This is a genomic window from Acinetobacter johnsonii CIP 64.6 (assembly GCF_000368045.1).
GTDB lineage: Bacteria > Pseudomonadota > Gammaproteobacteria > Pseudomonadales > Moraxellaceae > Acinetobacter > Acinetobacter johnsonii.
This window is the reverse complement of the sequence record NZ_KB849235.1, coordinates 125,890-152,725: the sequence shown is the minus strand read 5'-3', so window position 1 is coordinate 152,725 and position 26,836 is coordinate 125,890. Positions and strand designations below refer to the sequence as shown.

General features: G+C 39.7%; 22 protein-coding genes and 2 pseudogenes. 10 read left to right on the top strand and 14 right to left on the bottom strand.

From position 1 onward, the window contains the following. The first annotated feature begins 22 nt into the window (after positions 1-22). Entirely contained in the window at positions 23-616 is a 594-nt protein-coding gene (locus F986_RS06430) for a uracil-DNA glycosylase family protein (RefSeq protein ID WP_004693262.1), read from the top strand. A gap of 61 nt (positions 617-677) precedes the next feature. Here F986_RS06430 and F986_RS06425 read toward each other — a convergent pair whose 3' ends face one another. Together F986_RS06425 and F986_RS06420 are read right to left on the bottom strand one after the other, a co-directional pair. Beyond that, positions 678-1,115: a hypothetical protein gene (locus F986_RS06425; protein ID WP_004693260.1), complete on the bottom strand. Its 438-nt coding sequence runs from the start codon at positions 1,113-1,115 to the stop codon at positions 678-680. Between the two features lie 257 nt (positions 1,116-1,372). Continuing rightward, positions 1,373-2,926 carry a phospholipase D family protein gene (locus F986_RS06420; protein WP_004693258.1) on the bottom strand — a complete coding sequence of 518 codons (1,554 nt, stop codon included), beginning with the start codon at positions 2,924-2,926 and terminating at the stop codon, positions 1,373-1,375. A 122-nt stretch (positions 2,927-3,048) separates the two neighbouring features. On the opposite strand from F986_RS06420, the gene F986_RS06415 reads away from it, so the two are divergent. The 5 genes from F986_RS06415 (at position 3,049) to F986_RS06400 (ending at position 9,177) form a co-directional block, all read left to right on the top strand. Continuing rightward, on the top strand, positions 3,049-4,164 hold the full coding sequence (locus F986_RS06415; RefSeq protein WP_004693257.1) for an S-(hydroxymethyl)glutathione dehydrogenase/class III alcohol dehydrogenase: 1,116 nt from the start codon (positions 3,049-3,051) through the stop codon (positions 4,162-4,164). Positions 4,165-4,390: 226 nt separating this feature from the next. Continuing rightward, complete coding sequence (locus F986_RS06410) at positions 4,391-5,419, top strand: flavin reductase family protein (protein ID WP_004693254.1); 1,029 nt, start codon at positions 4,391-4,393, stop codon at positions 5,417-5,419. Between the two features lie 12 nt (positions 5,420-5,431). Beyond that, the gene (locus tag F986_RS06405) at positions 5,432-6,601 is read left to right on the top strand and encodes a fatty acid desaturase family protein (protein ID WP_004693253.1); all 1,170 of its coding nucleotides are present in this window, start codon (positions 5,432-5,434) and stop codon (positions 6,599-6,601) included. 659 nt (positions 6,602-7,260) lie between these two features. Further along, on the top strand, positions 7,261-7,722 hold the full coding sequence (locus tag F986_RS18550) for a PAS domain-containing protein (protein WP_004693250.1): 462 nt from the start codon (positions 7,261-7,263) through the stop codon (positions 7,720-7,722). A gap of 24 nt (positions 7,723-7,746) precedes the next feature. After that, positions 7,747-9,177 (top strand): putative bifunctional diguanylate cyclase/phosphodiesterase, encoded by a 1,431-nt coding sequence (locus F986_RS06400; protein ID WP_004693248.1) that lies wholly within the window; start codon positions 7,747-7,749, stop codon positions 9,175-9,177. A gap of 399 nt (positions 9,178-9,576) precedes the next feature. Here F986_RS06400 and F986_RS18760 read toward each other — a convergent pair whose 3' ends face one another. Then, a complete protein-coding gene (locus F986_RS18760) occupies positions 9,577-9,690 on the bottom strand; it encodes a hypothetical protein (RefSeq protein WP_157843581.1) in 114 nt (37 codons plus the stop codon). Between F986_RS18760 and F986_RS06395 the strand changes: the two genes are divergently transcribed. Together F986_RS06395 and F986_RS06390 are read left to right on the top strand one after the other, a co-directional pair. Continuing rightward, positions 9,669-10,730, top strand: a complete 1,062-nt coding sequence (locus F986_RS06395) for a 3-deoxy-7-phosphoheptulonate synthase (RefSeq protein WP_004693246.1) — start codon at positions 9,669-9,671, stop codon at positions 10,728-10,730. The genes F986_RS18760 and F986_RS06395 overlap by 22 nt on opposite strands. A gap of 237 nt (positions 10,731-10,967) precedes the next feature. After that, entirely contained in the window at positions 10,968-12,161 is a 1,194-nt protein-coding gene (locus F986_RS06390) for a PilT/PilU family type 4a pilus ATPase (RefSeq protein WP_004693244.1), read from the top strand. 47 nt (positions 12,162-12,208) lie between these two features. Here the strand turns inward: F986_RS06390 and F986_RS06385 are convergent. The 11 genes and pseudogenes from F986_RS06385 to F986_RS06335 form a co-directional block, all read right to left on the bottom strand. Next, positions 12,209-13,386 (bottom strand): annotated as a pseudogene (locus F986_RS06385) (MFS transporter). A 260-nt stretch (positions 13,387-13,646) separates the two neighbouring features. Beyond that, positions 13,647-14,021, bottom strand: a complete 375-nt coding sequence (gcvH, locus tag F986_RS06380; RefSeq protein WP_004693240.1) for a glycine cleavage system protein GcvH — start codon at positions 14,019-14,021, stop codon at positions 13,647-13,649. Positions 14,022-14,093: 72 nt separating this feature from the next. Next, complete coding sequence (locus F986_RS06375) at positions 14,094-15,122, bottom strand: AraC family transcriptional regulator (protein ID WP_004693238.1); 1,029 nt, start codon at positions 15,120-15,122, stop codon at positions 14,094-14,096. 302 nt (positions 15,123-15,424) lie between these two features. Next, positions 15,425-17,275 (bottom strand): ABC transporter ATP-binding protein, encoded by a 1,851-nt coding sequence (locus F986_RS06370; RefSeq protein ID WP_004693237.1) that lies wholly within the window; start codon positions 17,273-17,275, stop codon positions 15,425-15,427. 273 nt (positions 17,276-17,548) lie between these two features. Beyond that, positions 17,549-17,779: a hypothetical protein gene (locus F986_RS18220; RefSeq protein WP_147293138.1), complete on the bottom strand. Its 231-nt coding sequence runs from the start codon at positions 17,777-17,779 to the stop codon at positions 17,549-17,551. Between the two features lie 195 nt (positions 17,780-17,974). Next, the gene (locus F986_RS06360; protein WP_026056495.1) at positions 17,975-19,213 is read right to left on the bottom strand and encodes a mechanosensitive ion channel family protein; all 1,239 of its coding nucleotides are present in this window, start codon (positions 19,211-19,213) and stop codon (positions 17,975-17,977) included. Positions 19,214-19,474: 261 nt separating this feature from the next. Then, positions 19,475-20,011 (bottom strand): DUF2058 domain-containing protein, encoded by a 537-nt coding sequence (locus F986_RS06355; protein ID WP_004693234.1) that lies wholly within the window; start codon positions 20,009-20,011, stop codon positions 19,475-19,477. Between the two features lie 20 nt (positions 20,012-20,031). After that, positions 20,032-20,700 carry a YoaK family protein gene (locus F986_RS06350; RefSeq protein ID WP_004693233.1) on the bottom strand — a complete coding sequence of 223 codons (669 nt, stop codon included), beginning with the start codon at positions 20,698-20,700 and terminating at the stop codon, positions 20,032-20,034. A 39-nt stretch (positions 20,701-20,739) separates the two neighbouring features. Beyond that, a complete protein-coding gene (sstT, locus tag F986_RS06345; protein ID WP_004693232.1) occupies positions 20,740-21,933 on the bottom strand; it encodes a serine/threonine transporter SstT in 1,194 nt (397 codons plus the stop codon). Between the two features lie 233 nt (positions 21,934-22,166). Beyond that, on the bottom strand, positions 22,167-23,900 hold the full coding sequence (locus F986_RS06340; RefSeq protein ID WP_004693231.1) for a SulP family inorganic anion transporter: 1,734 nt from the start codon (positions 23,898-23,900) through the stop codon (positions 22,167-22,169). A gap of 100 nt (positions 23,901-24,000) precedes the next feature. Then, positions 24,001-24,318, bottom strand: a complete 318-nt coding sequence (locus F986_RS06335) for an ArsR/SmtB family transcription factor (RefSeq protein ID WP_004693230.1) — start codon at positions 24,316-24,318, stop codon at positions 24,001-24,003. 632 nt (positions 24,319-24,950) lie between these two features. Between F986_RS06335 and cysK the strand changes: the two genes are divergently transcribed. Beyond that, complete coding sequence (gene cysK / locus F986_RS06330; protein ID WP_004693229.1) at positions 24,951-25,949, top strand: cysteine synthase A; 999 nt, start codon at positions 24,951-24,953, stop codon at positions 25,947-25,949. 77 nt (positions 25,950-26,026) lie between these two features. Next, positions 26,027-26,792 (top strand): annotated as a pseudogene (locus tag F986_RS06325) (IS5-like element ISAba31 family transposase). Positions 26,793-26,836: the final 44 nt, after the last annotated feature.

The following is a 26,836-nucleotide window of genomic DNA, read 5'->3' as shown; positions in this document are numbered from 1 at the left end:
TAAAGACAAATTTTTATAGCTTATGACACATTCAGTTGAAATTGAAAAACATCCACTTAAACCTTTCCTTCCAGCTAATGCCAAATTATTAATGCTGGGCAGCTTTCCGCCGCCCAAGACTCGCTGGAAAATGGACTTTTACTATCCAAATTTTCAAAATGATATGTGGAAAATATTTGGTCTGTGTTTTTTCCAAGATAAAAATTATTTTCTCAATATCGAGCAGAAGACATTTAAAGAACAAAAGATCCGTACATTTTTAAATGAACGGGGCATTGCGATTTTTGATACGGCCTATGAAGTGATTCGCCAAAAAGGCAATGCTTCAGATAAGTTTTTGCATATTGTTACCCCAACCAATATACAACATTTACTTGAAAAAATGCCCGAATGTCATAGTGTGATGACGACTGGCGATAAAGCTACTGATACGCTCATGCTGTCTATGCCTACGGGTACGTTAAAACCACAAATTGGTATGAAGTCCGAGACACATTTTGCTGGGCGAGAGCTGAGGCTTTATCGGATGCCATCTTCTTCTCGTGCCTATCCTTTGGCTTTAGAGAAAAAAGCCGAGGCTTATTACAACTTATTTTCTGAAATAGGCTTACTTTAGGTAACTATTTGGATTATCCACATAACTGAATGTTCCAGCATTCGTAAATGGTTGGTCTACTTTAGTCTTCGTACTCAACATAGTCCCAGAGATTAAGCCGCGCTTTAATCTGTTTACGTAGTTGTGGCAGCATAGGAAATAATGTTCCATCAATCCATAGGCTGAGTGCACCTGCCGAAAGTGGTTGTTGCGATTCATCGATCAATTGTGCACCTTTCACCAAAACAAAAGTCTCTTCGCTTGCAGCTGTTTCGATCCCTTTAAACTGAACCAAAAGTTCATGGCCTGTATCTTGGATAAGCCACTCCAGTTCGATTTGGATATTTTGATTGGATTTTAAAACAACTTGTCCTTCAACCATGTCATTGTCACTCAAGCAGTCATGTTCAACACGCACTTTACTTAGAAACCATTCTTGTCGAGCAAGATCTTCTAGTGTTTTGTAGGGGGGTAAAATATTGCTGAGATTAAACTGACGACTTAAATCAAAAAATTGCATTACTAAACTTTGTAAAGGAGAGATAAAAAGAAGGGCTGCATGTTAAATCAAAGTGTGTACTGAGTAAAACCTTTCAAGCCCTTGAATGAATTTAGGTATGAAATCCAATTATTTTGTTCGAGTCTTATATTCAATGGCGTTTATTAAGAGTAGTAATAGCTAAAGCATTTTTAAGCTGAGCCTAAAAACAAACCAACTCAGCCTAAACAGAAAGCTATCTTGCATTAGAGAACATGGATAATGTCATTCACCTGTAATTACATCATCCATTCAATGGGGAGGTATGACACGGCTTTCATCATAAAACGCTGAAATTTTGTAGTTTCGGGTTCTTTTTGATGTTCAATGACAGTTCCATCTTTTTGATGTTCAAGCCAAATGATATCGCCTTGAGAGTTGAGTTTTAACTCATATGCAATATGCGGGAGAAATTCATCTAACTTGTGTGAGATTGCATTTTGCAATTGATCTGACTCCACCACTAAGCCCACTTCTGTATTTAAATGGGCTGAGCGCGGGTCAAAGTTAAACGAACCGACAAAGACCTTTCCATCTATATCAAAAAATTTGGCATGGAGCCGTGAGGAACTTCGACCTTTAGCTGGAATCACATGACCAGTTGCCACTTCATACCATGTGTATTTCTCTCGTTCGATATAGGGTTTAAACTCATATAATTTGACACCATTTTCGAGCAAGCCACGGCGATATTTTTTATAAAATGCATGCACAATGGCAACATCATTAGCCAATAACGAATTGGTTAAGACCCGAACTCGAGTTCCATTTTTTGCCAAATTGGAAAGGTAGTCAGCACCTGCTGTGGTTGGAACAAAATATGCGGAGACCAACTCCATATGCTTTTCAGGCTTGCCCATCAAATCGAACATTTGTTTGACAATGATTTCATCAGGCTCTGCTTCACCACGAATTTTATTTGGAGAATCGGCAATGAAATGAGCTTTTGCCCAGTTAACAGGATGTTTAGTCAGCTCTGAATCGACTTGTATCCGAGCCAAATCAATTTTCCGTTCAATCACATTTTTATCTAAGGCATCCGCTTCATAGTGCTGTTTTAATTGAGCCAGTTCTTCTTTTGTTCCACGACCGACTAATTGGGGAATTGTATAACTGAGATCATCATTCCAGAAACTTAGAAATACACTATTCGCATTTTCTACAGCTTGTCCATAAAACAAAATGTCCAAATCGGTAAATTGGAACTTTTCACTGGCATCAAAGTATTCACTGCTGATGTTACGACCACCAGTTACCGCAATTGCACCATCAGCAATGATCAGTTTGTTATGCATACGATGGTTAATGTGATTGAAGCGGAAAGCGTAATCAATCACACGTAAATGACGGTATTTGTAAGGATTAAATAATTTTATTTCAAAGTTGGGATGAGCGGTCAGCTTCTTGAAAGTTTCATCAAGTGCAGTACCGTTTTGGTCATCAATCAATAAACGTACTTTCACCCCACGATCCGCAGCATTCAGCAGTTCATGCAACATCATATGGCCTATAAAGTCATCTCCCCAAATATAGTATTGGACATCTAGACTGTGCTTGGCCTCCCGTATCAAGTGTAGGCGTGAGGCAATGCTCATAAATGCTTCGTCCAACGCCAAATAAGCCGTAAGCCCCTGTTTTTGCTGTGCAGATGCATCTTGACCCTTGAGCCAATGCTCTGCATATACCTCTACAGGGGCTGAAGGCTTAGCCTGATTAGGGGCGAGCTGGCATCCCGCGAGTGTTAAAACGGTGCTCAGCAAAATCAGCGGTCGACAATGAGTTGGTATCGCCATATTTCTTTTAAAGACCTAATTTTTATAAGTTATATATTTCACATGTTATAGGTTGAAACAGAGAATAAAAAGCGGTTACTGTAGCGCATCTGTTAAAGACCTGTTAAGTAAGGATAGCGAAAATGAAATCACGTGCAGCTGTTGCCTTTGGACCTGGACAACCTCTGGAAATTGTAGAAATTGATGTTGCTCCACCGCAAAAAGGTGAAGTTTTAGTCAAGATTACCCATACAGGTGTATGCCATACCGACGCATTTACTTTATCTGGTGATGATCCTGAAGGTGTTTTTCCAGCAGTTTTAGGTCATGAAGGTGCGGGTATCGTAGTTCAGGTCGGTGAAGGTGTAACCAGCGTTCAGCCGGGTGATCATGTTATTCCACTGTATACGGCTGAGTGTGGCGAGTGTTTATTCTGCCAGTCAGGCAAGACCAATCTATGTGTTGCAGTTCGAGCTACGCAGGGCAAAGGTCTGATGCCAGATGGTACAACGCGTTTTTCTTATAATGGACAACCGATTTATCACTACATGGGCTGTTCAACCTTTTCTGAATATACCGTTGTCGCAGAAGTGTCTTTGGCTAAAATCAATCCAGAGGCTAACCCTGAACACGTCTGTCTATTGGGTTGCGGCGTGACCACTGGTTTAGGTGCAGTCAAAAATACAGCTAAAGTACAAGAGGGTGATACCGTTGCAGTCTTTGGTTTAGGTGGTATTGGTCTAGCAGTTGTACAAGGTGCAAAAAAAGCCAAAGCCAGCCGTATTATTGCGGTTGATACGAACCCTGACAAATATAAATTAGCAGCAGAATTCGGAGCAACTGATTTTGTAAATCCGAAAGATCATGACCGTCCTGTACAGGAAGTCATTGTTGAAATGACCGGTTGGGGGGTTGATCACTCATTTGAATGTATTGGTAACACCAATGTCATGCGCTCAGCACTTGAATGTGCACACCGTGGTTGGGGACAGTCGGTGATTATTGGTGTGGCAGGTGCAGGCCAAGAGATTTCAACGCGTCCATTCCAACTGGTCACTGGCCGTACCTGGAAAGGGACAGCTTTTGGTGGTGTAAAAGGTCGTTCGCAACTGCCTGGTATGGTTGAAGAAGCAATGACTGGCGACATTCGTTTAGCTCCATTTGTTACGCATACCATGGGTCTCGACAAAATCAATGAAGCCTTTGACTTAATGCATGATGGAAAATCAATCCGTACTGTGATTCATTTTGAAGACTAATTCGCTGTAAGATGTTTAAAAAACCAAGCTGCGGCTTGGTTTTTTGTTTTTGATTAGAAGAAATGTGAATTGGCAAAACTGTTCATGTTGTTAGACAAAAATGATAAAAAATGTCAATTCGTTAGATTTTGTCCTTTTATGACATAGTCGAAAATAGGTTCTCACCTTATCTTGATGTTTCAATAATGCACACTTGTATAAAAATAAGCTAAAGCAGAGGGTGACTATGGGAAAGTATGTTGAATACCATCCTGAATGGGTACGTGAAGATTTCATCGATTTTCTGGCTGAAAAAGTAAATCCGCTATGGGCATGGAAAAAAGCCAAAGCGCGGATTGTTGCAAAGCATCACTTGTCAGATGACTTTGTGTACATGCAGTTACAGCCAAATCATCATTTTAAAGCAACCGACTATCAAGCTGGGCAAAGTATCTTAGTGACAGTACTCATTGCTGGTGTACGTTGGCAGCGCAGCTATTCGATTGTCGAGATTTTAGAAAATGGCAATCTTGTGGTTGCTGTCAAACAACAGGGCAAAGTCTCAAATGCACTCACTCAACAGCCTGTAAAAAGTGTAGTTGAAATTTCCAAACCGCAGGGCGAATTTGTTTTAAAAAGTCAGCCTCACTCTGCACTGATGATTGCCTCGGGAAGTGGTATTACTGCAATTTACGCATTGATCAATGCAGCATTAAAACGCCCACAAACAGTTTCCAATATTGATCTCATTTACTTTACGCGGGATGATAGCTTTCATGCAGAACTGCAACAACTTACTGAACATTATCCGCAGTTTAAATATCATCATGTCAATACACGGACCCATAAACAACATCTGAGCCAAGACTTGCTTAGCCAAAAGATTGAAGGTTTTGAACAACGTGAATGCTATGCCTGCGGTGCTGCCAATATGATGCAAAGCCTGACAGAAATTTATCAAGCTTTAGACTTAGTGGACCATCTGCATACCGAATACTTTCAAATTGTTGTCGACCACACCCAAAGTGCTCAAGTGGTCACGTTTCAACGTTCGCAGCAACAGTTTCAAGCTCAAAGTAATTTATTAGACAGTGCAGAACAGGCGGGTTTACGTCCCGCGCATGGCTGCCGTATGGGCATTTGTAATACTTGTTCATGTACCAAAGTTCAGGGTGTGGTGCGGAATCTGCTCACAGGCGAGCTTGATCAAAACAATAACACACAAATTAAATTATGCATTTCACAGGCGGTTAGTCCTGTTGTGATCAACCTTTAAGAAGGCATAGATATGAATCTTCCCGTTTATTTTAGTGAAAGCAGTAAATCCAAATATTTAAGTCCTGCACAAGTCGAAGAGTTTGGTGTGAAAGTTGAAGCGATCCGTCGTGAAGTGATGGAAAGTCTCAATGAAAAAGATGCTGAGTATATTTACAAAATCCGAAATTTTGTGCGCTATAGCGAAATAAGCGCACGAGCGCTGCTTATGTTTGCAGGATGGCTGCCTCCAGTATGGCTTTTGGGCACAGGTTTATTAGGGGTATCTAAAATCGTAGAAAATATGGAGCTTGGGCATAATGTCATGCATGGTCAGTTTGACTGGTTAAATGACCCGAGTCTCAATGGGACAAATTATGACTGGGATACTATGGCCACAGGCCCTGACTGGAAACATACACATAATTATATCCACCATACCTACACCAATATTGTTGGTATGGATCATGATGTCGGCTATGGCTTAGTCCGTGTGAGCGATGCACAGGTCTGGGAACCTCGTTTTTTGCTGAATCTGCCTTTAGCTGCACAGTTGATGGTGTTTTTTGAGTGGTATGTTGGTATACAAAATCTGCATATAGAAGATGTGGTGGCCTATAAAACAAAAACTTGGCGTGAAGTTTGGGTAGAGTCATATGATTTTAGGCAGAAAATGAAACGCCAAGTGATTAAGGACTATGTCTTTTTCCCCATGATTGCTGGGCCAAATGCACTGCCAGTTTTTGCAGGAAATGCAGTAGCCAATGTTATTCGTAGTTTATGGGCATCCGCTGTGATTTTTAATGGTCACTTTACTGAAGATGCTGAAAACTTTGAAATGGACAATATTGACAATGAAACACGGGCCGAGTGGTATCTGCGCCAAATTCGAGGCTCAAGTAATTTTAGTGGGACACAGGCCTTGCATATCTTAAGCGGGAACTTGAGTCATCAAATCGAACATCATCTTTTCCCGGACATGCCAGCCAATCGCTACGCACAAGTCGCACCCAAAATTAAAGCACTGTGTGCAGAGTATGGAATTCATTACAATGAAGCGAGCTTTATCAAACAGTTTTCATCTGTTTGGGTGAAGTTGGCTAAATACTCGCTGCCAAATGAATGTTATGAAAAAAGTGACCCTACACAGTCTTTTCTGAAACACAATTTGAGTTTATTGAAGAAAAAAATCGTTAAATCATAGCTTGCAACTATCTACTAAATCAGAAGCCTGATTGGATAATATTTACCAATCAGGCTTCTGATTTTTTTGCACAAAAGTAGGGCGTAAAGCTCCTATGAATAACGTCTTTATGTAAATAGAATAAACTTAATCATTATGTGAATTATCGGTCTTTACTTAAAATAATGTATTGTTATTATTAGTTTTTCACTGAAATTTGTTTGGCTTAGTTATGTTGCTTAAATGCATGCTCATGTGTTATTGAAAGCCGCGCTCAGTTATTTGTCTGAATTGTGTAATAGTTGCAAATTTTCATTGGTATACGCTTATATAAGTTGTATATGATGCATATTGTGATGGTAATCACGCATAGTCATTATACTTATATTTACTTTTTTGTTTTTTTCATTGTTTTTCATAACTTTGCTTGATTTCTTGTTTTAAACAATATGTCTGGTTATGGACTAAACCAGCAAGTTTAAGTTGCAGATAATTATTATGTCTCGAACCCATTCACAGCCTAAGAATAAATCTAAAAATATTGCTTATGATCAACAGGCAGGAATGCGTTCTACTTCAAAAAAAACCACCATCTGATTGATACTATTCCTCAGCTTTTTTGGATTCATAATGAAGTCTGTAAATATATAAATTTACCCTTACGCAAGTATGTGGGAGGAATGGATTTATCTGCAGATAGCTTCAATTTGGTCGAATATATTCATCCAGAAGATGTGCCAGCATTAGATGAATTTTTGCATCAACCGATAATTGCCGAGCTCACATTTGAAAAAACCTGCCGTATTCGTAATCATCAGGGCCAGTATCATTGGTTCTTAGTCCAAGGTGAAATGGATCACTCGACGGCTGGATTTCAACTGAGTTGCACTGATATTCATCAGGGCATGAAAATTTATATCGAGTCTTTGGCGCTGTTACGTGCGCATTCGGATATGTTAAATGCCAGTGTAGACTGCATTATTGTGGTTGAGCCAGATGGCACGGTCACACATATGAATAAGTCGGCATGTGTCATGTTATTGGGAAGTGCAGATGTTAAGGACTTTGGTATGTCTTGGGTCGAACTTTTGCCTCCTGCGGTGCGTAAAAAAGCCAAAAAAGCATTGCATGATGCAGGCTAAGGCCAAATTTCCCGTTTTAACGGCATGAGTTTATCGGATGGTAAAGTTTATTATTGGGATAATGTTCTGACACCTATACTTGATGTTGACGGAAAGACCCAGAGTATTTTATGTGTTTCACGTGATATCACGCTGCAATATCTCACCGAACAAAAATTAAAACAAGGCAGTGAACGTGATGAGTTAACCGGTTTAAATAACCGACGTGCGTTTAAAGAAAAAATCAGAAAACTGTATAGCAGTGCACGTGATAAAAAACAAAAGTTAGCCGTCATGTTGATGGACTTAGATCACTTTAAAACCATCAATGACACACTGGGTTATGCGGCAGGTGACCACCTTTTAAGAATTTTATCGAAACGTTTAAAACAAATTTTAGAAGAGCGTGCTTTCTTGGCACGTCTTGGTGGGGATGAGTTTGGTGTGATTATTCCGAATGTGCAGGATATCGGTGAGCTCAATCAAATTGCCCAGCAGATTTTGCAACAACTAGAGATTCCCATCACATTTTCGGGTAACTACATCAATGGTGGTATGAGCATTGGATGTGGCCTCTATCCAGATGATGCCAATGACCTCAGTGAGTTACTCAAATGTGCCGACACAGCACTTAATGATGTTAAAGCACAAGGCCGTGGCGGTATGCGCATGTTTGATCAGGATATGTTTAATGCAGTACGGGAACAATCTGAACAACTGAATTGTGCGCACCAAATTATTCGTAATGTTGCCATCGAGGCTTTCTTTCAACCGAAAGTCTGTTTAGATTCAGAACGAATTATTGGTTATGAAGCGCTATTACGCTGGCGTGATGATCAAAATAACATTCAAAGCCCTGCACGAATCGCAGCAGCTTTTAATGATTATGAGTTATCCAGCCGTATTGGTGAGATTATGCAGCATCAGGTTTTCAAGCAGATTACTGAATGGTGGGCAAAAGGCTTACACATTGTACCCATTTCAATTAATGCAGCACCTGTTGAGTTTATGCGTGATAATTTTGCAGAGATTTTTTTAAAACGTCTCAAAGCCTACCGCATCCCCTCGAAATTTGTTGAAATCGAAGTTACTGAATATCATTTGGCTGAACGCGGCTATGAATATGTGGTTCGTGCCTTAAAAAAACTCAAAGCAAATGGTGTGCGAATAGCGCTGGATGATTTTGGTACTGGGCATTCCTCTCTTACTCATTTACGTGAATATCCTGTTGATATTATTAAAGTTGATTGCTCTTTTGTGCAGCGTTTAAGTGATGATAAATCGATTTACGCCATTGTCGAAGGGTTAGCCAAACTTGGCCCGCTTTTATCAATGGATATCGTTGCTGAAGGGATTGAAACTGAAATGCAATTGCAGCTTTTAAGAGATATGGGCTGTCATATTGGGCAAGGTTATCTGTTTAGTCCACCTGTTTGTGCTCAGCAGGCAGAAATGCAGTTGCTAAATCTACACTAGGCATGGCTCTATATAGCGCCTGTTCTTATGAACTCAAACATGATTAGGCCATTGAGTTAAAGGCGAAGGCAGTGGCTTAAACGGGATAGAACTGAATTTTTTGTATAAAAAAGTGTTGTAAAAGCAAAAAAATCAGCGTATTTTAAATTTCACATAACATATTTTTGAAGATATAAAAATGTTAAAGCAACCTGTAATCTCTAACGCAAATTATTACTTTTGGCAATTTAGATAATTGCCTGAACGCGTTCGGGCATCAAAAGGTTGCCCACCTAGTTAATACCTGATCGGCAACCCTGATCAGGTTTTTTTATATCTGCTGTTTTAATAAATTTTGGAGTACTTCATGAAAACAACTAGCTATTCATACTTTAGCAACTTTTATTGGTTTTACTTTAGTCAATTTATGACTTTAGCCCAGCAATCCATTAGACCCATAACGCTCAAATAAAAGATCGGACTGAAGACCACAGTCCAAAGGATACAAACCAATGAATGCTCTAAATACTGCACTACAAAGTACTCAAACGACAGTTCAAGAAACACTTTTAAGTTTGCCGCAGCAACTCAAAGCGCAGTTGCCACTTTCAACGCCATTAAAACTACAAATTGCTGAACAGCGTCAAACCATTCAAAATATATTAGAAGGCAAAGACCATCGTTTAATGGTCATTACTGGCCCATGTTCCATCCATGACCCTATTGCGGTTTTAGAATACGCTGAAAAGTTAAAACAATTACAAACCAAAGTTTCAGATCAGATTTTCTTCGTAATGCGTGCCTATATTGAAAAACCACGGACTACGGTGGGCTGGAAAGGTTTTTTATACGATCCTCTACTCGATGGATCTTCCAATATGCAGTTGGGATTAGAGCAGTCTCGAGCATTGTATTTAGCGATTATTGAAATGGGTTTGCCGATTGCTACAGAAATTTTAAGCCCGATGGCGACCGCTTATTTCGACGATCTGTTGGCATGGGGAGCTATTGGTGCGCGTACCAGCGAGTCGCAGATTCATCGTGAAATTTCGAGTCATATGCCATTCAGCATTGGTTTCAAAAATGGCACAGATGGTTCAATTCAAATTGCTCTGGATGCGATTCAGTCTGCATCAAACCCTCACCAGTTCATGGGAATTGGGCAGCAAGGCATGGCATGTATGCTTCAGTCCCAAGGAAATCCGAAGCCGCACTTGATTTTACGTGGTGCAAACTCAGGGCCTAACTATGCTTTAGCAGATATTCGTCATATGCAAGATAAAGTCAAAGGTGAATTACCCGCGTTGGTGATTGACTGTAGTCATGGGAACAGTAGTAAAAATCCACTCAATCAACCTGATGTATTGCGTAGCATTGTTGCGGAACGCACGCAAAGCAATGTGTGTGGTGTCATGCTTGAGAGTCATTTGGTTGATGGTAATCAGAAAATTTCAGATGACATGGTCTATGGTCAGTCTGTTACCGATGGCTGTTTAGGCTGGGAAAAAACCGAGCAAGTCCTCTTAGAGGTTGCCGACACATTACGCAGTCATGCCGTTCAACGTAGTGCTTAATCAAAGCAGCCAAAAAGACCTTTCATTGAAAGGTCTTTTTTTGTGTTCCAGTTCAATAAATGAAGATAATAAATTGAAAAATAAGCTAAAATTTATTTATCAAACGATAAATTAGGTTGAGCTAGAGCATAAACTTATGCAAAATCAGAAGCCTGAAAGAACACGATAAAAAATTGTATTTTGAATAAAAGAAATGCTTTTTAAGTCAGCTATTTGCACTAATTTTTAGAGAACACTATGTATTCTGCAGAACTTTTAGAAGAAGCCCGTCGGATGATGTTTCACATGCTCAGCAAAGTGGTTGAGTATGGTGGTTCAGACTTATTTATATCTGCAGACTTTCCGCCAAGTATTAAGCATCAGGGCCTTATGAAGCCATTGGGTCAACAAAACTTGCCATCTGATCAGACCAAACTCTTTGCTTATAGTTTAATGAACGAAAAGCAACGATTAGAGTTCGAAACTGAGCTGGAGTGTAATTTTGCAATTAGCGTTCCCAATGTCTCACGTTTTCGCGTCAATGTTTTTCAGCAGCAACTACATGTAGGTATGGTGATTCGTACGATTACCGCGGAAATTCCTAACTTCACCAAGTTACAACTTCCAACGTCTTTAAAAGACGTGATTATGGAAAAACGTGGTTTAGTATTGGTAGTTGGCGGTACAGGGTCGGGTAAATCGACATCTTTGGCGGCCATGATTGATCATCGAAATGAAAACTCGGCAGGGCACATTATTACAGTTGAAGACCCTGTGGAGTATGTACACAAGCATAAGAAATCGATGATTACTCATCGGGAAGTGGGTGTGGACTGTCACTCTTGGCACAATGCTTTGAAAAATACTCTGCGCCAAGCGCCCGATGTCATTTTAATTGGTGAGATTCGTGACACGGAGACGATGGAACATGCCATAGCTTTTGCGGAAACAGGTCATTTATGCCTTGGAACATTGCATGCCAATAATGCAAATCAAGCTTTAGATCGAATTATTAACTTTTTCCCAGATGAGCGTCGCAATCAACTTTTGATGGACTTATCCTCCAATATGAAGGCGATTATTTCACAGCGTTTGGTGCGAACTGAAGATGGGCGTGGTCGCCGAGCAGCAGTGGAAATCATGCTTAATACACCCTTGATGTCAGACTTGATACTTAAAGGGAATTTCCACGAACTTAAAGAAGTGATGTCGAAGTCACGAGAGTTAGGCATGCAGACTTTTGATCAGGCTTTGTTTGATTTATACAATCAAGGTGCAATTGCTTATGAAGAGGCGCTACGAAATGCAGACTCGGTCAATGAATTACGTCTACAGATTAAGTTAAAGAGTAGTCGTGCCAACCCGCAGTTAAGCTCAAATAGTGTTTTGTCTTTTGATCAAGCGATTGCTGAAAAAGCCAAAGACGCTGAAGAAGAGAAGGCCGACGCCTAATTTTCTGAGTCCGTATGTTCATTGCTATGCGCATACGGACTGATATTTTAAGCGGTTTTCTTTCTATTCGTGATAAAGGCATAGAACAATAAACTTAAAATGGTTGTCAGTGCACAGAATAAATAGGTGAAACTATAACCTTGCTTAGAAATGAGTAGACCCAACAATACAGAGCCAAGAGCAATACCTAAGTCATACATGGTAAAGAACGTGGAGGTCGCATGGCCAATCCGATGCTTTTCCGCACCTTGAATAGCTAAAGTTTGTAGACAAGGCTGTGCAGAACCAAAGCCCATGCCAACGCATACTGCCGCAACCAATAAACCCGTCAGAGATTGAATCTGACTGAGAATCACAAGTCCTAAGCTAAATAATATAATCGCTGGGTAAATCACATAGCTCGCTCCGCGACGGTCATAAATTTTGCCTGTAATCGGGCGTAGACTCATCATGGAAATCGCAAAGACGATAAAAAACAAGCTCGCGTAGTTCAGCAGATGTTTAGACTCTGCATAAGTTGAAATGAACGACATAATACTGGCATAGGAAAAAGAAACGATCATACCCATAATTGAAATATTCAAGGCTTTAGTTTCAACAAAGTCATGGATACTGAGCTTGCGCTTCACGGGTGGTGTCAATTTTTGAGTGGTCTGCTGAATTGGGATAAAGAAGCAAAACAAGAAACCGAGACAGACACTAAACGCTAAAATTCCTGCGACCATTGGATAGGATACAGACTGGATCAAGGTTAAACCGAGGAATGGCCCAAGTACAATCCCCAGATTAATGGACATGACAAAATAGCCCATGCCTTCGCCTTTACGTTTTTCTGGAATAAACTCATTGACGATAGGTACGGCAACTGTGGTGACGATGCTGAACCAAATGCCATGTAGAAAACGAACCAGTAACAACAGTTGTAAATTATCAGCAAACAAATAGGCCAAGGAAAACAAACAAAATAGGGCTTCCGCGATAAAAAGCGTTTTCTTATTTCCCAATTTTTCAATAATGAGTCCGCTAAAAGGGCGAACTGCGATAGACGATGCCATGAACAAAGTCATGGCTAAGCCTGCTTGTGCAAGGCTTCCACCCAAATCATTCAAAATATAGATTGGGAGGATTGAGGTCTGCGCAAAGTAAAAGATGAACAAAACAGATTGTTCACTAAGCAAAGAATAAAAGACTTATTCCATAGTGATGATGTATTGAGAGCAGACATGCAGAACCTTTGGTTCGAAGAAGAGGCTACAGGACGTGAGCTGTTGCTATTATTTTATGCAGAAGCTAGGTCACGGCTGTGAAATTAGAACAATTAAATTATAAGATAATGCACGTGAAAAGTATAATTATAGTGATAAATGCAGGTATTTAATCGAGATGAATACATAAATATCGAGTTAATTTATCAGAATAAGAGTATAGGTGTAAAAAATCAGTCCGCAGACTGATTTTTTTGAGCCGTAAATATGAATACTAGGCTTATAGACCCGCTTCATAGGCTGTGCTTGAAAGGAGTTGTTCTACATCTGCGATATTGTCTGGTTTGATTTTATAAATCCAACCTTTACCATAAGGGTCATCATTGACGAAGTCAGGATCATCTTCCAGATTGGCATTGATTTCTACCACGGTGCCAGAAACCGGTGCATGAATATCAGAAGCCGTTTTTACAGATTCAACCACACCGGCTTGTTCACCAGCAGTGATTTGTTGACCAACTTCTGGTGTTTCAACGTAGACTAAATCGCCTAAGGCATCCTGTGCATGGTCTGAAATACCAGTTACAACAAGATCACCTTCAATACGCACCCATTCATGTGTACTTGCATACTTCAATTCTGAAGGATGATTCATGAATAACTCCTTAAAATACAAAAAATCATTTTTCGCATGATTTATACATGCTTTTCTATCAAAACAAAAGATCTATAAATACGGATCTTTACGCCAATTACTCGGGCTGCGTCCACTCCAACGCTTAAATGCTCGGCTGAAATTTGCCACATCACTATATCCCAGTTCATCCGCGATTTGCTCTAAGCTATAGTCTGTACGTGACAAAAGTGACGTGGCATGACGGTAACGCACTTCATCCACAATGGTTGAAAAAGACGTGCTTTCAGCAGCCAATTGGCGCTTCAGTGTTCGATCAGACATGTGTAAGAGGTCAGCCACATGCTCGATGCTTAAATAGTGTTGTTCTGAGCGCGTTAAAATGTCACGAACACGCATCGATAATCTTCGGCGTTCGCCCATAGCTGAGAGCTCAGCTTCACATTGATTAATGGCTATTTGGCTTGCAAGTGGGTCAGCATTGACCATTTTAAAGCCGAGATAATGCTTATCAAAACTCAAAAGTAAATGTGGTTGATCAAAGCGAACACTATGGTTAGGTAGCTTTGCACGATAGCGATCAAAGCCTTCGGGTTCTGGAAAATCGAAATCAATTTCCCCAGCCAGATTTTCAATGCCAGTGAGCGCTTTACTCATAGAAACAATGCCAAAAATAATACTGATCGCAATATCGGTACGCAACGGTTCTATATCGACATCACAGCGTAATTGTAAAGTCGCTTTTTCACCAAAGGTGGAAAAGAAAAGCTGCAAAAAAGGCATGCGCAGTTGAATAAAACGGTTAGCAAGTACCAAGGCTTCGCCAATATCATGAGTTGTCATAATGGCATAGCCAATGAAGCCATGAATTGAAATACGCATTTGCGTGCCTAGATGGTAGCCAAGCGTGGGCTCACCAGTGAGACGGCTGGCCAACTTCACAAGTTCATTGGCAGTATGAACGGGTATGCGGAACTCAGGCTCTGCGAGTTGTTCGCTCGTGAGTTGAAAAGGGGAAAATAGGGTCTCTGCGTTATAGCCCCAACGAGACACTACATCTAACAACAATAAGCCATAAACACCAGGAATTCCTTGATCTTGGCGAAGTGAAACTGTTTTCATGCGCGATCCATTGCATTTTTCTTTCTTTTCTGACTGAAGTTATATTGGCATGAATATTCTAAATTCATGGAGCATATTGTTGGACAATATACTCCGAGCCTTAGCAATTCAGTATCCTTTTCATTTTTTAATTAGTGGAACGATATTATAAATATCATAAATTTCTGAGCAAAAATATAACACTCTCGATAAAAATCAGCACTTAGTAAATGATGCTAGAAATTAAGTAAAATCTTTTCAAAATCAGCACGCTAAAATCATTGATGATAATGATCTAAGCGTGCTGAAAATGGAAAGAAAAATTAGGCTTCTTTCTTTTTGATCGGATGTTGTTCCGTTAAAAATCCACCTGTTTGACGCTGCCAAAGGTGCGCATAGATACCATTTTTTTGAATCAGTTCTTCATGTGTCCCTTGTTCTGCAATACGACCTTCATCAAGTACAATCAAACGATCCATTTGGGCAATGGTTGAAAGACGGTGCGCAATCGCAATTACCGTTTTATCTTGCATTAAGTCATCAAGGCTAGATTGAATTGCAGCTTCAACTTCTGAGTCTAGGGCACTGGTGGCTTCATCTAAAATTAAGATTGGTGCATCTTTCAAGAACACACGAGCAATGGCGATACGCTGGCGTTGGCCACCTGAAAGTTTCACTCCACGCTCACCAACATAGGCTTCATAACCTGATTTACCACGTAAGTCAGTCAGCTGAGGAATAAACTCTTCGGCTTTGGCTTTACGTACAGCAGCATACATTTCTTCATCACTGGCATTTGGACGGCCATATTTGATATTTTCTGCGACACTACGGTGTAGCAGGGAGGTATCTTGAGTCACTAAAGCAATATTACGACGTAAGCTGTCTTGGGTGACATCTTCGATATTTTGTCCATCAATTAAAATTTCACCCTGTTTTAATTGATAAAAATGCAGCAATAGTTGAATTAGTGTTGACTTTCCTGCACCAGAGCGACCTACGATCCCAATCTTTTCACCAGCTCGGATGCGTAGATTTAAATTGTCGATGACATTTTTACTGTTATACGCGAAAGTTACGTCTTTAAACTCAATCACGCCTTGTTTAACCTCAAGGTCTTTGGCATTAGGTTTGTCTTGAATCGTGATCGAACGACCTAAAGTTTTCATGCCATCTTGAATGGTGCCGACACTTTCAAAAAGTGCTGAGGTTTGCCACATGATAAATTCAGCAATACTACTCAGTTTTAAAATCATAGCCGTTGCAGCAGCAATAACACCGAGTTCAACTCGCCCATTCATCCATAACCAAACTGCAGTGCCCAATACACCCGCGTAAAGCACTATGTTTAAAAATAGGATGCTGATTTCATATTTAGCACCTAAACGCATTTGTTTATAAACGGTGACCATGAACTCTTGCATCGAGGCTTTGGCATATAAACTTTCACGTCCTGCATGGGCAAAAAGCTTCACTGTTTGAATATTGGTATAGGCATCGGTAACACGGCCAGTCATTACAGCTCGGGCATCAGCCTGTTCATTTGAAACTTTGCTCAAACGTGGAATGAAGTAATACGCTGCACAGATAAACAACGCCAACCAGACCAGTAAAGGCAATATTAGGAGCGGGGAAATAGCGGCAAGCACCAGATTGACCGTGACAAAATAAATCAACACATAAGCCAACATGTCACCCAAAATAACCCAAAACTCACGTATTGCCAGTGCAGTTTGCATGACTTTTGCGGAGAGTCGTCCTGCAAAATCATTGTGGAAAAAGTCGAGACTTTGCTTCAGCAGTAAATTATGAAAGCGCCAGCGCAGACGCATGGGAAAAGTGCTAAATAATATTTGATGTTTAATAATCGACTGTAAACTGGCAAATAAAATATTGGCCAATAAAATACAGAATAACAGGACTAAATTTGAACCATGTTCTGCTAAAAATGTTTCTGGCTGGCTTTTACTGAGCCAGTTTACTAAGTCACCAATTTTGGCATAAAACAAGGCTTCAAAGCTGGCAGCACCAGCCGTGAATAAAATCAAAATCAACAAATAGCCACGTACACCTTTAGCGGCCTGCCATACAAACGGAAAGAACGTGGTCGGTAAAGGTTGGTTTAAACCTTCTTCTGGATAGGGATCAACACGTTTTTCAAACCATTTGAACATGAATAAAACCTTCTAAAAATAAGCCATTTATAATGGTAATGGCTTGTTTTATAAATAAGTAGAATTTGAAAATTTTAGCATGAAAAGACCTTAGTGGTCTGTGTAAATTGAGAGAGACTAAACGTTGTTGTAGCAGTATTGATAGCAAGAAATGTAGATGAATAGATATAAAAGTCTGATATAGAGAAGAGTGATAAAAGGGAATCCAAGCAAATGAATCCCCCAAGATGCTTAAAGCATTAGTTTGCTTGAGCTTCTGATGTCGCAACCGCATCAGATGCAGCAGCTTCTGAAGCATGCTGCATTTTCAGTTGCAACAGCAGCTTGAGTGGTTTCTACAACTTGAGTTTCTGCTGCAAAAGAAGATGTCGCTGCTACAGCTAAAAGGGCAGCACATAAAGATTTATTTAAAGTATTCATTTTAGAAAGTCTTACAAAGTGAAAAGGAGTGGCTAATTTAATGAAGAGAAAAGGTTGATATTGTGATATTGCGGTATATTTCATGTAAATAATCACATAATTAACTTACATAATACACAACGTAAATAACACAGTTGTTGAAAAACTAATGTTATGTATTTTTATAATTTTTATTCTAGAGTTGGTAATTTAGAACGTATATTAAAATGCCTATTCTTCGTTTCTAAGACCTTGGTATGCTAAAACTAGAGTGGTTTTAGCATACCAAAGTGAAAAAAATTACGGGTTTGATAGTGCGATTTGCATGTCATACCCCGATGGTGCTTGGTAAACTTTGAGACCAAATTCGGGAAGAATGGCGATTAAATGATCGAAAATATCTGATTGGATCGCTTCATAATCTTTCCATGCAATTTGATTGCTAAATGCATAAATTTCCAGCGGCAAACCTTTTTCAGTCGGTTGTAGCTGACGCACGATTAAAGACTGATGTTTTGAAATGTTTGGATGCTGATTAAGGTACAGCTCAACATACGCACGGAAGGTCCCAATATTGGTTAAACGTCGCTGATTGCAAGGAGATGTATTGCTCAGTTTTTGATTAAACTCAACCAGCTCTGTACTTTTGTGATCCAGATATTGGTCTAATAATAAGAACTCTTTAAGTTTGCTTTGTTCTGCTTCAGACATAAAGTGAACGCTACTTTGATCAATATAAAGTGAGCGTTTGATACGACGTACGCCTGCCTGTGACATACCACGCCAGTTTTTAAAAGTATCAGTGACCAATTTGTTGGTTGGAATCGTGGTAAAGGTTTTATCAAAGTTTTGTACGGTGATGGTATGTAATGACATATCAATGACATCACCATCTGCATTGAGGGATGGCATTTCAATCCAATCTCCAATACGGACCATGTCATAGGATGAAATCTGAACAGAAGCCACCAAAGACAAAATGGTGTTTTGGAAGACCAACATCAGCACTGCCGCCATAGCACCGAAGCCCGCAAGCAAGGTAAAGACATCTTTTTTCAGGAAAGTCCCTAAGATCATCAAGCCACAAACGATGAAAATAATCAGTTTGATTAGCTGTAAATAGCCTTTGATGGGTTTATTTCTAGACTTTGGATTACGTTGATAAACCAAATTGAATATATTCAGTAATTCACCAATCGCAAGCGCAATGGTTAAGAAAATAAAGGCCTGTGCCGCCATTTGGACAAAGCTGACCATTTTCGCCGACAGGTGAGGAACGGTGACGATACCATTCATAATGACGATTGCTGGGACAATGTTCGCAATTCGGCGAATCACACTATGCTGCGACATGATGTCGTGATTGGCAAATTTTAGCTTAGTGATGAGATGCCGGATACCGCGAACAACAACATGCTTGGCAATAATATACGCCAGTATAGCCACTAGAATGAGTATGCAGAATCCTGTCAGCATTTCGATCCAAGGATACTGATCCGACCAGTCTTTTAAACTCTGTATAAAATGAAAATTATCCAAAATGCGATCTTCTTTTGATTAAAACACTGCAAATAGTGTAATCAGCTCTACGAATTAAGCAAATTGTGTCACTAAGTTTATACATGTTTTCAACGACTTGTTTATTTACTCTCGTAGATTTGTTTTTTAAATCGATATTTGAATATCATGAAGCATAAATTGTTGAGGGGCGGGATATGGCAGAGCAGTGGAATGGTAAATTAGTTTTATAATGAACTAGGAAAAAGAAGCTTCCTATATGGAAGCTTCTGATGGTTCAAATTACCACATGAGATCATCAGGGATCACGTACGCAGCATATGGATCTTCCTCATCGGTGACTGCTTCATTTTTCTCTGAAGTATTTACGATAATAAAGCCTTCAAGTTTGGCATTAATACGATCAGCTAAAGCTTTAGGTAAGAAGGCATAACTTTCATGATCACGTGCAATCACGAGGCTACCAGCAACCAAGGCATTATAAATTTGTTGATTGATATATTGTTTTTTGATTTTGCCATCGTCAATAAACTGATAGGCCACGTCACCATCGGTATCCCGGATTTTATGCTGCGTGATCATTTGAATGATCGTCGCTTTGAGCTCTTTTTCTTGCAATATCGCTTTCTTCTCAAGTTCAATGGCTTGATCTTTGGCCTGTTTTTGCTGTTTGTCTTGTGCAATTTTTGCCTTGATCTCAGCTTCACTGCTTTGACCTGTTTTTTGCTCATGCACTGCTTGTTTAGAAAGTTTTTTGGCCTTTTTGTTGTCAACTAAACCGGCTTTGAGTAACTGAGCCTGTAATGCATTTTTTACCATAGCGAATTCCACAACTGCGTTTAAAAACGACGATAACGAAAGTAAATGATCCAATATACAACACTAAGGATCAAGCTTAATGCTGTTGGAACTAAAAAAGAATTGAGTTTTAAATAGGGATACATCCAACTTGCACAGAGTCCACCGATCAAAAAGCCACTTAAAATCAAAAGATGTAAAACTACGCGCCGACGCTCAACCACGAGTCCGCGCACTCGATAACCAAGCGCTAAACCGAGGTCGGTAAGAACACCCGATAAATGTGTAGTGCGAATGATGGTGCCTTTATAATGGCTCACCATGGCATTTTGCACACCCATTGCGACGCAGGCCCAGAGTAAAGCATAGCGTGGAAAATAAGGCAGAAAGAACCAACACAGAAAAATAAAAAAAGCCACTAACGTGAGTGGTACGCCATAGCGGCGTCCCAATCGAAAGTGACTATTTCCCAGAATTACACCGCTATAAAATGAACCGATGACATAGCAGACAGTTACTAATAGCAAATATAAAATGCTTTCGGGTTGCCAATGTACAAGCGACATCGCCAAAACACTTACATTACCAGTCATATGGGAAACAGACTGGTGTAAAACAGTCACCAGTCCTAAGACATTAATCATTCCTGCATTGACTGCAAGAAAGAATGCCCCCAGTTGAATCCAAAGTGGTAAGTGTTGAAATGGCATAACTTCAAAAAAGAAATAATATACTGATTCTACAATATATTATTTTGAAGCGCGGTCAACTGCTGCAGTAAATAATACGTCAGTTGATGAGTTCAATGCAGTTTCAGTAGAGTCTTGTAGTACGCTAATCACCATACCAATTGCAACCACTTGCATTGAAATATCAGATGAAATACCAAATAGGCCACACGCTACAGGAATCAAGAGTAGAGAACCACCCGCAACACCAGAAGCACCACAAGCTGAAACTGTTGCAAGCACAGATAAAATCATCATGGTGGTAAAGTCAACATTAAGACCTAGCGTATTGACTGCTGCCAGTGTAAGCACAGTAATAGTCACTGAGGCGCCGGCCATGTTAATGGTCGCACCCAGTGGAATGGCAACGCTCGCTGTAGATTCAGCCACACCCAAACGTTTTGCAAGATCTAAGTTCACAGGAATGTTCGCAGCAGAACTACGCGTGAAGAAAGCAGTGATACCACTTTCACGTAAACACTGAAATACCAATGGATACGGATTGCTACGTGTTACTACGGCAACCATAAGCGGGTTGATGACTAAGGCAACGAAAGCCATTGTGCCGAGTAAGACGGCCAATAAATGTGCATAGCTTGCTAAAGTACTTAAACCTGTTTCTGCAAAGGTTACCGCCACCAGACCGAAAATACCGATAGGCGCAAAGTTAATCACCAAACGAATCACGCTATTTACTGCGTGTGCAGTATCATTAAGCAAGTCTTTGGTCGAGTCTTTGGCATGACGGAATGCAGCACCCAAGGCCACAGCCCACGCTAAAATACCAATGAAGTTTGCTTCACTAAGGGCAGTTACAGGGTTAGCAATAAAGCTCAGCAGTAGGTTCTTAAAGATTTCAATCAAACTACTTGGTGGTTGTAAGTCAGTATTTGCAGGTAAGTTTAAGAACAAAGTACTTGGGAAAATGACGCTGACCACAACTGCTGAAAAAGCTGCCAGTAACATACCCACAGCATACATAATGATGATGGGACGCAGATTCGCACTATGACCTACTTTAAAATTTGCAATAGAAGCAAGAACCAAGACAAATACAAGTACAGGCGCGACAGATTTTAACGCTTTAATAAATAAGTCGCCTAGCAGGCTCAAATAAGGTGCAACGCCTGGGAAAACAAGGGCTACACCAATACCCAAAATAATGGCAATGATAATTCGAGTAACTAGACTCATTCGCGCTAAAACAGAAAACATAGAGGCGCCTTGTTGAAATTACGAGGACAAAATACGGATTTTAAGTGCGCCATTTTATACCTAATTTGCTAACTGACTGAAAAATATTTAAATATAAAAATTAAGTTATTGTAATTCCAGTTTTTATTATTCATTTCAATTCATAAAAACGACATATTTAATGGATTTTTATCATAAATGCCTGCTTGATATTTCTCACTATATTGAAAAAGTGCAAGCAGGCATTTGGTCTCTTATGAGGTTTTAAGCAGCTGTGGAGAAAGGGTCTGAATGGCTTGATAATGGGTTAAAAAGACATTCCCACTTAAATGTTTCAATAGTTTTGAGCTTTGCAGCCGATCCATCACAGGGCCTTTAACTTCGGACAAATGCAGCTGAATGTTTTGCTTGGCCAATTCTAGATTAATATCTTCCAGCATTTCTAAAGCACTCAAGTCGATACTACTCACACTGGAGCAATTAATCACCACATGGGCTAACTCAGGTTGTTGGCTCACGGCATTGATCAGTTCACCTTTCAATATGTTGGCATTTAAGAAGGTTAGGCTTTCATCTATACGCATTGACAGTACTTGTGCCGTTGTTTGAACTTGATGGCGTTCAACATTGCGAAAATGTTGCGTCCCCTCGACCAAGCCAATCACAGCAATATGTGGTCGACTAATCCGCCAAAGCAACAAAATAAAGGTCGAAACCATGCCAATGATCAGGCCGGTTGAAATATCGATACAGACAACACCAAAAAAGGTAATCCACATCGCGATACCATCTGCTTTGGAATACTTCCATGCTTCGATGAAGGGTTTAAAGTCCACAAGTTTCCATATCGAGACGATAATCGTTGCAGCCAAAATAGCTAAAGGAAGGTCCTGAAAGAAACCTGTAAAGTATAAGCTCACTACAATAATCAACAGCGAAGAGAGCACACCCGCCATAGGGGTCTGAGCGCCTGCATCTGCATTAACGACAGTACGAGAAAGGCTGCCTGTTACAGGAAAGGCCGAACTGAAACCTGCACTGATATTGGCTAAGCCTAAAGCGATAAGTTCTTGGTTGCTGTTGAGTTGGCTTCGGTTTTGTAAAGCAGTGGCTTGAGCAATGGAAAGTGATTCAACAAAACTGATCATCGCGATCATAGTTGCACCTGGCAAAAGTTGCAGAACTAAAGTCCAGTTCCAATACGGCATATCGAGTGGAGGCATACCAGATGGAATGATTCCGACGGTTTTGATTCCAAGCGTTTGCAGTTGGAAAAAATAGACCAAGGCAATCGAGGCAACCACTAAAAATAAAGGAATAGTACGCGAAAGTAATACGGTCGATCCGAACCAACCTTTTAAGGCATTAGTATTCAGCAGCTTTGGTGCATAAATTAAAAATGCGATTGCACACAGTCCAAAAAGAAGCGTACCTATGTGAGTCAAACTGATGTATTGCCAAACACTAACCACAAACTCGGGGATATTATTGGCTTTTAAAGGAAGATCGACAATAAACTTCAACTGACCCAAAGCAATCAGCAAAGCAGACGCAATAATGAAACTTTGGATGACGGGGTGGCTAATCAGTTGGATGAGGAAACCAAAGCGAAATAACCCCAACAGCAGGGAAATGATACCGACCAGTAGGGCTAATAAACATGCCGCTTGTATATAAACTGGTGAACCAACTTCAAACATCGAGTTCAAAGTCGCAAAGGTCATCATCGAAATGATGGCAACAGGGCCAATAGAAAGCGTCGGGCTGCCACCAATGATGGCATAAATAATCATTGGGATAATACTGGCATATAACCCAGTGATTGGCGGTAAGCCTGCCAACATGGCATAGGCCATGCCTTGAGGAACCAACATGGCAATGACGATAAAAGATGCAAGTAAATCTGACTTAAACGTAGGCGTGTCATAGTGCTTAAGCCATTGCCATGCGGGTAGATAATGGCTTAGACGACGATTCCAATAAGACATAATATATCTAAATCACAAATTTAGATATATTATGCATAAAAAATGCTAAGAAGTCTTAGCATTCGTTTTCATAGCACATAAAATATAGCAGTGATTTGGTTTAGAGGCGTGGTTTTGGGCAGTACAAGCTATACAAAGTATTTAAAACTTCAATCATGCGTTCATCTTTAATGGAGTAATAAATTTGCTTACCATCACGGCGCGTATTTACCACATCACTTTTACGTAACATCATTAATTGTTGAGAAAGAGTCGGCTGTTTGATGTCGGTAATTTCTTCAATTTGAGAAACATTAAGTTCTTGTTGCGACAAATGACACAAAATTAATAAACGATCAGTATTGGCTAGAGATTTTAAAATACTCACAACAACTTCAGCAGAGTCGCGCATAGACGTTATTTCAAGTCCTGTGTTCATTTAAAACCTACTCATAAAACAAAAACAACTGTGCACTTAGTATAAAACCAAGCCGTTCATAATGCTGTCTTTTCAAGTCCAATATGCATGGCTTTTAGTGAAATAAAATATTAGCTAAAGTTATATATACTTAATATTTACATCAAAATTAGTTATTTAAAATGTTACTTAAGTTCTAGATATTTATATAATTTAAGCCGATTTTTTAAATCAAACTCTCATTCTTTATGATTATTTATAATAAGCTTTGAATATTTTATCACATAGAGAGCATTAAAATCATAACTACAGAGCTTTTTAAAAAATATCATTATAAATTTAAAAAATACAAACATTTATTAAAAGGCATAATTATTGCTAGATAATATTTTTGACCAAAAAGTAAACTTTGAGATGAATGTACAAATTTTTCCATCCCATATAGAAGATGCTGAATATGTGGTTTTGTCGTCTGGCTTCTTGGGAAAAGTGGCTGTTTTCTTCAAGTAAAAGCATGGGAAAACTCATGCTTTTTCTGTTTAAGTGATTTATTTATCAAATAAAAACATAAGCCCGACCAAATGTCAGTTTGCATTTAAAAATCAGGGTATGATAATGAGTGGATCATTAAAAACAACATAGGAAACATTGGTATGAGTACTGACTCAGCTTTTCCAACGCCTAATAATTTAGGGATAGCGGTTTATAGTAATAATGCAGAAGCGATTGGTAACACACCATTGGTTCGTATTAACCGAATTATACAAAGTCCAGCCACCGTTTTAGCCAAAGTTGAAAGCCGTAACCCTGCATTTTCAGTAAAATGTCGTATTGGGGCTGCGCTGATTGAGGATGCGGAAGCACGCGGTGTGCTGAAAGCGGGAATGCACATTGTCGAACCAACCAGTGGTAATACAGGCATTGCTTTGGCATTCGTTGCTGCTGCAAAAGGTTATGCGTTAACTCTAACTATGCCATCAAGTATGAGTATCGAACGTCGTAAAGTGATGAAAGCTTTGGGTGCGAACTTGGTTCTTACTGATCCTGCAAAAGGGATGCGTGGTGCGGTAGAAGAAGCACAGCGTTTGTTGGATGAAAATCCAGAAACTTATTTTTTGCCACAACAGTTTGAAAACCCTGCAAACCCAGCTATACATGAAGCAACGACTGGGCCAGAAATTTGGGACGCAACAGGTGGTAAAGTTGATATTTTAGTTGCAGGTGTCGGGACGGGCGGTACGATTTCAGGGATTTCAAGTTATTTTGAAAAAGTAAAAAAACAAGCCCTGTACTCAGTTGCGGTAGAACCTGCTGAGTCGCCGATTATTGGTCAAACCAAACGTGGTGAAACTTTGACGCCTGGACCACATAAGATTCAGGGCATTGGCGCTAACTTTATTCCTAAAAACTTAGACCTCGACTTGGTCGATGAAGTGATGCCAATTGATGCTGCAACAGCAATTGATTGGGCGCGAAAAACAGCAAGTCAAGAGGGTATTTTGGTGGGTATTTCAAGTGGTGCCGCGATGGCAGCAGCAGCTGAACTTGCAGCACGCCCTGAAAATGCAGGTAAAACTATTGTGGTGATTTTACCTGACGGTGGTGAACGTTATTTATCATCAGTTTTGTTTGAAGATATTTCTGCAGACTAGGGTGTGTTGACACTTTTAGCTTAAAAAAATAGCGAAGTAGTAAAATCAAATCGCCGAACCCAATTTTACTATTCGCTATGCCTCGTACCATGCTGACAGATCAACACTGGCAAAAGTTGAAAGTTATTCTGCGTAATTTATCCATTCACCACAACTCAAATTTACGCAATTTTATTGAAGCTATTCTCTATAGAATTAGAACAGGCTGTCCGTGGCGAGATATTCCTTCTTGTTTTGGTCATTCCAACTCTATTTTCAAACGTTTTAATCGTTGGTCAAGCAGCGGTAAGTTACTTAGATTATTCAAATTACTAGCCTCATGCCCCGATATGGAGTGGATTTTTATTGATGGCTCTCATGTACGTGCTCATCAACATTCTGCCGGCATAGCGAATCAATCTATTTCTAAAAGTGTAGGAGGAAACTCCTCAAAAATACATTTGATTGTTGATGCACATGGCAATTCTATTGATTTCATGATTACCGATGGAACCACACATGATGTTAAAGTTGCACCTGATTTAATATCAACATTAGATTTAAAAGAGACAAAAGTGGTATGTGCAGATAAAGGCTATGATTCAGAACCACTGCGTGAACAGATCAGGAAAACAGGGACTAAAGCGAATATACCAAAGAAAACAAATAGCCAATCGAACAATGACCATATGGACTGGTATTTATATAAAATCAGGCATTTAGTTGAAAATATGTTTTGTAGATTAAAGCAATTTAGAGGAATAGCTACTCGATATGACAAGCTCAAAAGAAATTATCAAAGTTCTGTTGCTTTAGCCTGTATATTTTTATGGCTACCTTTATAGGGTTAATTATGAACAGTAAATGTCAACAGACCCTAATTTACTGTATGAAAAAAAGCTAAACAT